General features: G+C 70.9%; 6 protein-coding genes. 5 read left to right on the top strand and 1 reads right to left on the bottom strand.

What is annotated here, in order from left to right:
* Positions 1–863: IniB N-terminal domain-containing protein (locus ACWGCN_RS29400; RefSeq protein WP_452529145.1), on the bottom strand; the 863-nt coding region annotated here is incomplete at its 3' end.
* A 293-nt stretch (positions 864–1,156) separates the two neighbouring features.
* On the opposite strand from ACWGCN_RS29400, the gene ACWGCN_RS29405 reads away from it, so the two are divergent.
* From ACWGCN_RS29405 to ACWGCN_RS29425, 5 genes are all read left to right on the top strand, one after another.
* Positions 1,157–2,953 carry an Hsp70 family protein gene (locus ACWGCN_RS29405; RefSeq protein ID WP_452458318.1) on the top strand — a complete coding sequence of 599 codons (1,797 nt, stop codon included), beginning with the start codon at positions 1,157–1,159 and terminating at the stop codon, positions 2,951–2,953.
* On the top strand, positions 2,943–5,456 hold the full coding sequence (locus ACWGCN_RS29410) for a LuxR C-terminal-related transcriptional regulator (RefSeq protein ID WP_452529146.1): 2,514 nt from the start codon (positions 2,943–2,945) through the stop codon (positions 5,454–5,456). Before ACWGCN_RS29405 ends, ACWGCN_RS29410 begins: the two co-directional genes overlap by 11 nt.
* Positions 5,457–5,500: 44 nt before the next feature.
* Positions 5,501–6,595, top strand: a complete 1,095-nt coding sequence (locus tag ACWGCN_RS29415; RefSeq protein WP_452458316.1) for a hypothetical protein — start codon at positions 5,501–5,503, stop codon at positions 6,593–6,595.
* A 118-nt stretch (positions 6,596–6,713) separates the two neighbouring features.
* Complete coding sequence (locus ACWGCN_RS29420) at positions 6,714–8,075, top strand: S1 family peptidase (protein WP_452458315.1); 1,362 nt, start codon at positions 6,714–6,716, stop codon at positions 8,073–8,075.
* A gap of 91 nt (positions 8,076–8,166) precedes the next feature.
* The gene (locus ACWGCN_RS29425; protein WP_378995807.1) at positions 8,167–9,489 is read left to right on the top strand and encodes a S1 family peptidase; all 1,323 of its coding nucleotides are present in this window, start codon (positions 8,167–8,169) and stop codon (positions 9,487–9,489) included.
* The last annotated feature ends 517 nt before the right edge of the window (positions 9,490–10,006 follow it).

Consider the following 10,006-nt stretch of genomic DNA (forward strand, 5'->3'; position numbering starts at 1 on the left):
GCACCCGCGCCGACCGAGCCGGCCAGGCTGCCGCCAAGACCCGCGGCAAGGTCGGTCCCCGCGCCGACCGCTCCCGACAGGGCACCATCGAGACCGGCACCGATTCCACCGGACAACGTGGTGTCGAGACCCGCACCGAGATCCGCGCCAACACCGGCCGCGCCGTTCAGCGCTCCACCGAGACCAGCGGCAAGATCACCACCAATACCCACCGCACCGTTCAGCGCACCGCCAAGACCAGCGGCAAGATCACCACCGACACCCACCGCACCGTTCACAGCACCACCCAGACCAGCAGCCAAGTCACCACCAACACCCACCGCACCGTTCAGCGCTCCGCCGAGATTCGCGCCGAGGTCGAGGGCGCTGTCGATCGCGCCGTTCAAGCCGAGGCCCGCGCCGAGGGCGCCGGTCACACCGGCGGCCAGGTCGGCGCCGAGGCCGGCGTTCACATCGACGTTCGCGCCGGTGACCGCGTCGAGTGCCACATCGAGGCCGGCGCCTACCTGGGCGGCGGCGCCGGCGACGACCGAGGCCACAGCACCGAGGCCGGCGTCGAGACCGAGGTCGAGTTCGGCATCGGCCGCCGCGGCCGCGGTGACGGCGGCGGCAGCGGTGGCTGTTCCTGCCAGGGCCGCGCTCGTGCTCGCCGCGGCGCCGGCGGCTACGATCGCCTGCAACTGGGAGCCGCCGCTGACCAGCGCGGATTCCGCCACCATGGGGGCGACGGCGGAAATGTCCTCCGGGGTCACCACGAGGCCAGCCTCAGCCAGCGCGAGGCACGGGTTGGCGCAGTAGCCTGCCGCGGCCTCGGGGTCGCGCAGCAGATTGAGGATGAACTCCAGAATCGCGTTCGGTGTCATCGAGATCAGCTCCTCCAGATCATGGGCGGTGACGCCCGATCTGTTTGTCGTTGGAATGTCTTTCACGCTAGGCGGGCCCGTCGTTACAGGTAACGGGGCGAATACCTAGTCCCGCCGGGCGGACCCCATTAGGGGCCGACCACCGATTAGGGGAATTTCCCCGTACTTGCCCCATCGCAGGTAACAGCTGCCCCCTAGCAACCGACAGATCGAGTGGGACGCTGCCATCGGCGATCTCGCTGTACACAAGCGTTTACCGGCCCACCGGAAGTTCTGCGAACGGGGTTGTCCAAATGACAGAGCGTCTGGCGCTCGGCATCACTGTCGGAGCGGCGAATTCGGCCGCCGCGGCCACGACAGCCGACGGGACCGGTGCCACCGTTCGCACCCATCGCAGCGCACTGATGCTCGGCGCCGACGGATCGGTGAGCTTCGCCGACACCACGCGCCACCATCGCGGGGTTGTCGTCGACGACTACGTGTCCAGGGTCGGCGATCCGGTGGATCTGCTGGCCGAGGACGGTTCCACCCACGACGCAGCCGATTTGGTCGCCGCCGCGACCCGTGCGCTGATCGCCGAACTCTCCGGTGTCGCCACCGAGGTGCCCACCACCGTCGCGTGCTACCCGGCATGGTGGCCGGAGCACACCGTCGAGGCCGCCAGGTCCGCGCTGGCCCGCGCCGGCCTGCCCGAAGTGACGCTGGTGCCCGAGCCGCTGGCCGCGGTGCGCCGATACGAGATCGAGCACGGACAGCTCGAAGACGGCGCGCTGGTCGTGTACGACCTCGGCGCGAGCGGTTCGACCGTGTCGGTCCTGCGCACCGGCGAGCAGGCCGGACTGCTCGGCACCCCGGTGCACAGCACCGCGATCGCCGGTTCCGAATTCGATCTACTGACCATGCGCTATGTGCTGGCAAATGTTCTGAACGGAAACGACATAGATCCATTCGATCCCGTTGTCGAAGAAGAATTGTCGGCATTGCGAGAGCGTTGCAGAATTGCGAAAGAAGAACTCTCCAGAATTACCGCGACGGCGATTCCGGTCGGCATGCTCAACCCCGCGATCCACACCGAACAGGTCCGGCTGACCCGGGGCGAACTCGAAGATCTGCTGCGCCCGATCCTGCTCGACTCGATGAGCCTGCTCCAGGACGCGGTGCGCCGCGCCGAACTCACCCTCGGCGATGTCGGCCGGGTGCTGCTCACCGGTGGCGGTGGCGCGATTCCCCTGGTCGCCGAGTTGATCTCGACCGAATTCGGCCTGCCGGTGATCGCCTGCGCCGACCCCGCGACCTGCACGGCACGCGGCGCGGCCGAGATCGCCCTCGACGTCGCCGCGATCAGCGTGCCCACCGAGGCCATCCCCGTCGTGCCGGTAGCACCGGCATCGGCTGCTGCGGCACCGGTTGCCGAGGGACTCGCGCTGCCACCGTCCGAGCCGGTACGGACCAAGATGTTCACGGCCAAACGCTCGGCGATCGTCGCGGCGGCGGCCTTGACCATGGCCGCGCTCGCCACCGGCACCCTCGCCCTCGGTGGCGCCACCCAGCTCTCACCCACCGGACCCGCCGAGACCACCGTGGCCCCATCGGTCCCCGGCGCCCCCGCGGCGACCGGCGCGGGCGGTGCGGCCGGCACGGCGAATGCCACGAACTCCGTGGTCACCGACCCGGCCAAGCCGGGTGCGGTCGGCACACCAGCGACATCGGGCGCGATCCCGGTCGGTACGACCGACGCCGGGGTTCCTGGCGGCACGCCCGCGGCGGGAACTCCGGCACCCGCCGCAGCACCCACCGGTGGAGCACCCGCCGACGGAACACCGGCGACCGCGGGCCAGCCGAGCCCCGCCGAGCAGCAACCGGCCCAGGCGCCGCCCGCAGGGCAGTCCCCAGCGCCCGCCCCGGCTCCGGCACCTGCACCCGCACCGGCTCCGGCGCCCGCTCCCGCTCCCGCACCGACCCGGCCGCAGGTCCCCACTATCAAGGTCGACCCCGGCGGCCTGCTCGACGACGTGGGCGGCGCGGTCGGCGAAACCCTCGAATCGGGTACGCAACTGCCCGGCAAGGTCCTCGGAGGAAATGGTGGCTGAGATCGCCCACGACACCTTCCCGAATGCCCGAACCATTTTCCGCGATCTCGACAACGCCGACCAGCAGACGGTGCTGCTCTTGATCCGCGGCCGAGCCGGGACCGGAAAGACTTTCCTGCTCGACGCCGTTCGCGCACGCCTGCGTCGCCGCGGCATACCGGTGGTCGAATCCGCCGCCGACGATGTCGAGAACGGGGTTCCCGACCGGGCAGTGCTCGTCGCCGACAATATCCACAGTTACAGCGACGCCGAGCTTCGCGCACTCTGCGAGGCCATCGAAACCGGGCAACGCTCGGTGGTGCTGACCACCCAGCCTCGGCCACACGATCCCCAGCTGCGCGCGCTGGCCGACGCGGTGGCGCGCAACGGCCGCACGGTGGATCTGCGAGCACTGGGAAGTGCCCACATCACCTCGTTCGCCAGGGAACTCGGCGTGGCCGTGTCCCAGCCGCTCGCGGCGCGTATCCATCAGCTCACGGCGGGCATTCCCGGCGGTGTCGTCGCGGCGTTGAAGGGCGCCCACGCCGCGTCGCTGGAAACCTGCGAGGCAGCGGTCGACGAAGCCGTCACCGTCTGGACGCGAACGCTGCTGGAAGCGGTCGAACCCGAGTTGCTCGAAACGCTGGTCATCGCGGCGACCGGAACCGGACTGGACGCGACAGAACTCACCGAGGTGCTCGGTGTCGACCCCGCCACCGCCCACGACCTGATCGACCGGGCCAGGTCGGGTGCCCTGGTCACCGATGCCGACCTGCTCCTCGCGCCTGCCGTCGGTCCGCTGCGGACGTTGCTCGGCGATCGGCGCTATGTCGATGTGCAGCGCAGACTGCTCACCGCGCGCCTCGACGCGGGTCTGCTCCGCGACCGCACCGCACTGATCCTGGCCGAGTCCGGCGTCGTCGATGCCCGGCTCGCCGAGTTCCTCTGTCGCACAGCCGAGAAATCCGACGAGGCGACCCGCTGCTACGCGGCGGCGGCCGCGGCAGGCGCGGCAATGGAGTCGATCGCGCTGCGCTGGGCCGAGGCCGCCGCGCACGCGGGTGACACCGACACCGCGCTACGCCTGGCCGAACCGCTGCTGACCGCCGAGAACGTCGCACGCGCCGACCTCGTCGCCGCGGTGCGCATCTGCGCGAGCGTGCTCATCCGCCGAGGACTGGTGAGCCGTGCGGCCGGCCTGTACAACTGGCTCGGACCCGACCGCATCGGCGCCGACTGGGCGCCCGCGGCGATGGTCCTCACCCTGGCCGGTGAACAGGCCGGCGCCGCGCGCATGTCCGAAGCAGCACAGCACTGGCCGCCGACCGAGGCCGACGCGGGCGCTCGGCTGATCGCGGGCGCGCTCGACGAATCGCTCGACCCGCACGGAACCGGAACGGCCGCGGCGATTTCCGCCCTGATCCAGGCGGGCAACACCGACACCGGCGACGATCGCTATCTGCCCTGCTCGGCGGTCTCGATCGCCACGCTGCTCTGCCTCGGCAGCGGCGAGCCCCGTCGCGCCGGTGACGCGCTGCGCCGGGCGGCGGGCATGGGTGGTGGCCGCCAACTTCCGGTGCTGACGGCGTGGACCGCACTGCTCGGCGGCGACGAACGCCGTGCCGCGAGCACTCTCGCCGAGATCGACATCCCCGCCCTCGCGCCCCGCGATCAACTCCTCGCCCACGCCCTGACCGTGGGACTGGCCCGGCGCGGCGGCGATCACGCCGCCCTGGCTCGCGCGTGGCACGCGGCCTGCCCACTGTTCGACGAGCTGGAAGCCGACCTGTTGAGCCTGTTGCCGATCGGCGAACTGTGGCTGGCCGGTATCCGCCTTGGCGACGCGCGCCGGATCGAACCGCTCGTCGATGCCGCCAGGGTGCTGGTCCGCAAAGTGGGCCGCGCACCCGCCTGGACCAATTCCTTTCACTGGTACGGCGTGCAGGCCGCGCTCGCCGACGAGTCGCCCCGAGCGCTGCTGCCCCACGCCCACGCGCTGAAGACGGCGGCGGAAGCGGGTGACCGGCAGGCCACCGTGCTGGCCGACGCCGGGCGCACCTGGGTGCTCGTGCTGCGGGGGCAGGTGGCCGCGGCCGATGTGGAGGCCGCGGTCTCGGCACTGGCCGAGCTCGGGCTCACCTGGGACGCCGCCCGCCTGGCCAGCGAGGCAGCCCTCGCGGCGAGCGACTCGACCACCGCCACCGCCTTGCTCAAGCTCGCGCGTTCGGTGCGCACGCAAGCCCAGCCGGTCGAGCCACTGCGACCGACCGCACAACCGCAGCCGCCCGCAGCCGGTCCCACGCCCCTGACCGGCGAGTCCGGCGCACTGAGCGACCGGGAACGCGAGGTGGCCGAGCTGGTCCTGCTCGGTCTGACCTATCGCGAGATCGGCGCGAGGCTGTACATTTCCGCGAAGACCGTAGAGCATCACGTCGCGCGGATCCGACGTCGACTAGGCGCGCGCTCACGATCGGAATTACTGTCAATGCTGCGCGCGATGGGACACGGCCGATTGCTGGTGTGACTCGCGCGGACGATGTCGACGCCGAAGTGAGGGGTGTTCCGCCGATGGCCACTGGGGTCGGCCTGCGTATCGCCGATGACGAATGCATCGCCGCGGTGGTCACCGAGGACGGCACGGTTCAGGTGATCGAGCGTGCTTCGGTTCTGCACATGTCCGACGACGGTGACGCCGCCCTCGGCGGACCAGCTCCCACCGGGCATGCCCACTCGATCGCCGGTTTCGTGCGCGCGATCGGGGATCCGGCCGGTGTCGATGTCGACGGCGGCGAGGCCTACCGTGCCGAAGACCTCCTCGCGACGGCGATGTTCTGCCTGATCGATCTCACCACCGAGCACCTCAGCGGCCCGGCCGAGTTCTACGCCACCCACCCCGCGGCCTGGTCGACCGAGGTCGTGCGCGGCGTACGCGAGGCTTTGGACTATCTGGGCTTGAAGTCGGTGGCCCTGCTCGGCGAGGACGAGCTGCCCCAGCCCGCGAACGGCGCCGATCCCGGTAAGACCTTCGCCAACGCCGCCGCCCAGGCGGCGCTGGTCGCGGTGCTGGCCACCCCGGCCGGCGCGACCCCGCCCGACCCGATCGTCACCGAGAACGCCACGATCGCCACCGATGTGATGCCCGCGCTGCCGCCGCCCGCGGTGACCGCGCAGGCATACTCGGCGGCGCTGCCGGTCTCACCGCTGCCGACGAAGGCGATGGCGCCGATCGCGCCCGCGCCGATCGCGGAGTCCGCGGTGGTGCCCGCCCGCGAACCCGCGCGCAACAAGACCCCGCTGCTGATCGCCGCCGCCGCGCTCATCGGCCTGCTGCTCGGCGGGGTCGCGGTCTCGGTCCTGATCCGCGATTCCGAAACCGTCGCACCGCCGACGATTTCCGATGCCAGCCCGGAAACGCTGTCGCCCACCTCGGCGCCCGCGCCGCCTCCGCCGCCGGTCGTCGAGTCGACCACGCCCCCGCCGGTCACCACGACCGACGAACCGGAGCCGACGACCACCGAGGCGCCGCCGACGACCACCCCGGAGCCGACCACCACCCCGCCGACGACCCCACCGAGCCCCACCACCACCAAGCCCCGGTCGCCCTTCGGGACCTACCCGCCGGGCTATCTCCCCGCGCCCCTGACCATCCCGGGGCAGCGCTGAATCCAGCAGCCGGACGGTAACCGCGCCAGCTGGGCGAGCGTGCCCTAGAGTGATGCGCTGACCGACATGATCGCCGCCGGCGGTGTTCTCGGTCACTGGTTGTCGACGAAGGGATTTCATGCGCAAGTTGGTGGCGCGTCGCGCCGCGGTCAAGGCAGCCTCCGCCGGGTTCGCCGCGACTGTTCTTCTCGCACCCCTGCTCGGATCCGGCATCGCGTCATCGGAACCTGCTGCGCCACTACAACTTTCGGCCGATGCGTTACCCGGTGAATTGGTGACCGCACTGTCGCGTGACCTCGGGATGTCCCCCACCGAGTACCTCGATCGTGCCGCGCGCGCCCAGCAGTTGCGCGACTACGCGACCGACTTCCGTGCCGCGAACCCCGACACCTTCGCCGGCGCCTGGCTCACGCCCGAGGGCAAGGCCGTCGTCGCCACCACCGATGCCGAGGCGGGCAAGCTCGTCACCGCCGCCGGCTACCAGACCCACCTCGCGCCGATCTCGGCCGGCGGGCTGGAAGGCGCGCTGGTGCAACTGAGTCAGTGGGTCGCGAACCTGCCGCCCGCGATCTCCGCGCCGATCAGCTCGATCGCGATCGACGTGCTCAACAGCCAGCTCGTGCTCAACGTGGCCAACACCGGCACCGGCCACATGCTCAACCTGCCCACCCTGATCGCCACCATCAAGGTGGTGCTCTCACCCGGCGGCGGCGGCCCGGTGGAGTACAAGCCGATGGGCGGCGACACCTACATCACCGCGAAGAAGGACCTCCACGACGCCGACCTGCGCGGCGTGGACGTCTGCTCGTTCGGGTTCAACAGCACCGACGCCGCGGGCAACGCGCTCAATATCTCCGCGGGCCACTGCAACCCGAACGTCGACAACGGCGGCACGGCCTCGGTCTACGTCCCGAACGTGCGCGACATCCCCAACAGTCCCGAAGTCGGCACCTTCGCCCGCGCGGTACTCGGCGGCCCCGCCTCGCTGGACTACTCGGTGATCAAGCTCAACGAGCGCGCGGTGAACGCGGGCATGGACCAGCCTCGCGTGCGCGGCGCCGAGGGCACCACCCTGACGATCACCGGCACCGCCGAACCCGTCACCGGCGCACCGGTCTGCAAGACCGGCCAGTCCTCCACCTTCACCTGTGGGTTCGTCTCGGCCGATCACGTGGAGACCCAGCTGTTCACCGAGGCGGGCGTCAGCAAGACGATCCGCGGCTTCGCCAGCACCGCCTGCACCCTCGGCGGCGACAGCGGCGGCGCCATCGTGTCCGGCACGCTCGCCCTCGGCATCACCAGCGGCTCGAACGCCTCCGGTGCGCCCAACTGCACCGAGGCCAACACCCAGCTCGCCCCCTACGGCGGCACCGCGTCGCTCGGCGTCCCGATCCGGCCCATCCTGGCCGACATCGAGGCCACATCGGGCGGCGGCCTCGGCACCGGAATCATGGTGCGCACCAAGCCCAACGCGGGCTGAGCGGGGACAAATCACCGACCGGACCGGGTGAGCGAAATCTCTTGCCCGGTCCGAGTAGGCATAAGTCGCTCGAGCCCATATAGTTCCGATCATGCTCCTGCCACGTATGGGTCGTACCCCGTCCGCGCGAAGCTCGAGAAGAGCTCGGAAATCGATAATCGCCGCTTCGGCGGCGTTTCTGCTGTTCGGCCCCACGATGGCGGTTGCCGACGCGCAGCCCGCGCGCGCAGATCTGCCCGCCCAGCTCATCGAGGCGGTCACCCGGGATCTGAAGATCTCCCCCGACGAATACCTGCGCCGCGCCGATGTCGCGCAGCAGGTCGCCGCGTTCTCTACCACCGCGCAGCGTCAGTTCCCGCAGGTCTTCGCCGGTTCCTGGCTGAGCGACCAGGGCAACGCCGTCATCGCGCTGTCGCACGGCCCCGGCGCCGACCAGGCCCGGGAAGCCGCGCAGTCGGCCGGTTTCGAGGTTCGCAACGTCGCCAAGAGCGAGTCCACCCTGCGCGGCGAGAAGACCGCCTTCGAGAACTGGCTCGCCGCCGCACCGCCGGAGATCTCCGCGCTGGTGCGTGGCGTCGTCGTCGACACCGTGAACAACTCGATCGCGGTCCGCGTGCAGCAGGCCGGGCTCCCGCTGCCCAGCTTCATCGACCCCTCCCGCGTCATCGTCACCGCACCGCCGGTGGCGGGCGAGCGCGTCGACCTGACCGCCACCCCCGTCGCCGGTGACGGCAACGGTGCGCTGGCAGGCGGCGACGGCTACGCCTCGGTGATCGGCCGCAGCTCGCTGCGCTGCTCGCTCGGCTTCAACGGCACCGACCGCTCCGGCAACGTCATCAACATCTCGGCGGGCCACTGCAACCCCGACATCGAGTCGGCGGGCACCGGCAACGCCGCCGCCGTGTACGAGGTCAACGGCGACCGCGCGGGCGCTCAGCTCGGCACCTTCCAGAAGTCGGTGCTCGGCGAGCAGGACTACTCGATCATTCGCGTCAACGACAACGCGCGCGCCCGCTTCGAGAACAACCTGGTCCGCATCCCCGGCCAGGCCCCCATCGCCGTCGACGGCGTGGCCACCCCCGTGGTCGGCGCCCCCGTCTGCAAGTCCGGTGCCCGCACCGGCTTCAGCTGCGGCGTGATCAACGGTGTCGACCAGACCGTCCAGGTCGGCGACCGCCAGCTCACCCAGAGCTTCTCGGCCAACATCTGCGCCCTCCCCGGCGACTCCGGCGGCGCCATCGTCACCGGCCGCCTGGCCCTCGGCATCTCCAGCGCCTCCTCGGTCGCGGATTTCCCGATCTGCGAGATCCCGAACATCATCGGTGCCATCACCGGCGACACCCCCCAGCTGTTCGCCCAGCCCCTGACCGTCGTCCTCTCGGACAACCCCGGTCTGTCGGTCCGCACCAACTGATCACCATCATGTAGGCACAGAGCAGCCCCGAAAAGGCCGGTAGCACTCCCGCTACCGGCCTTTTCGGCTGCCTGGGCCGCCTCCCCCGAGTCTTCAGCGTGTCGTCCGGTAGCTCGACCGTCAGCCCTCGGCCTTACGTCATGTGCGTATCGGCTGGGAGGTGACTGCGGAGTTACCCATGTCCGCACGTGATCAGCGGGTCACCCCCGCCACCCAACCCCCGCCACCTCCGCACAGCCCCCCAACCAGGCGCCTACCGCACTACAAACACCCACACCCGCCTCGGACCTCTGAACCGCTACCGCCCCCAGCCACGCCCTCCACCCAGAGACCGCCGCACCACCGCCCCACCAGCCCCAACCTCCACCCAAAGTCCGCCGCACCACCAGCCACACCGTCCACCCCGGGTCCGCCATGACCGCACTCCCAACCCCACCCCCGCGACCCCTAGGGAGCGGCGGCCACGAAGTGGCCGGTCCGCGGCCGGGCCGCCGGTTAGGCGCCGCGGAGATGCGAC

This window comes from Nocardia sp. NPDC055050 (assembly GCF_053608345.1).

Bases quoted from the DNA above. Each gene is read 5' to 3' on its own strand.
- ACWGCN_RS29405 (WP_452458318.1), top strand. From the start codon at position 1,157: ATGACAGAGCGTCTGGCGCTCGGCATCACTGTCGGAGCGGCGAATTCG.
- ACWGCN_RS29410 (WP_452529146.1), top strand. From the start codon at position 2,943: ATGGTGGCTGAGATCGCCCACGACACCTTCCCGAATGCCCGAACCATT.
- ACWGCN_RS29415 (WP_452458316.1), top strand. From the start codon at position 5,501: ATGGCCACTGGGGTCGGCCTGCGTATCGCCGATGACGAATGCATCGCC.
- ACWGCN_RS29420 (WP_452458315.1), top strand. From the start codon at position 6,714: ATGCGCAAGTTGGTGGCGCGTCGCGCCGCGGTCAAGGCAGCCTCCGCC.
- ACWGCN_RS29425 (WP_378995807.1), top strand. From the start codon at position 8,167: ATGCTCCTGCCACGTATGGGTCGTACCCCGTCCGCGCGAAGCTCGAGA.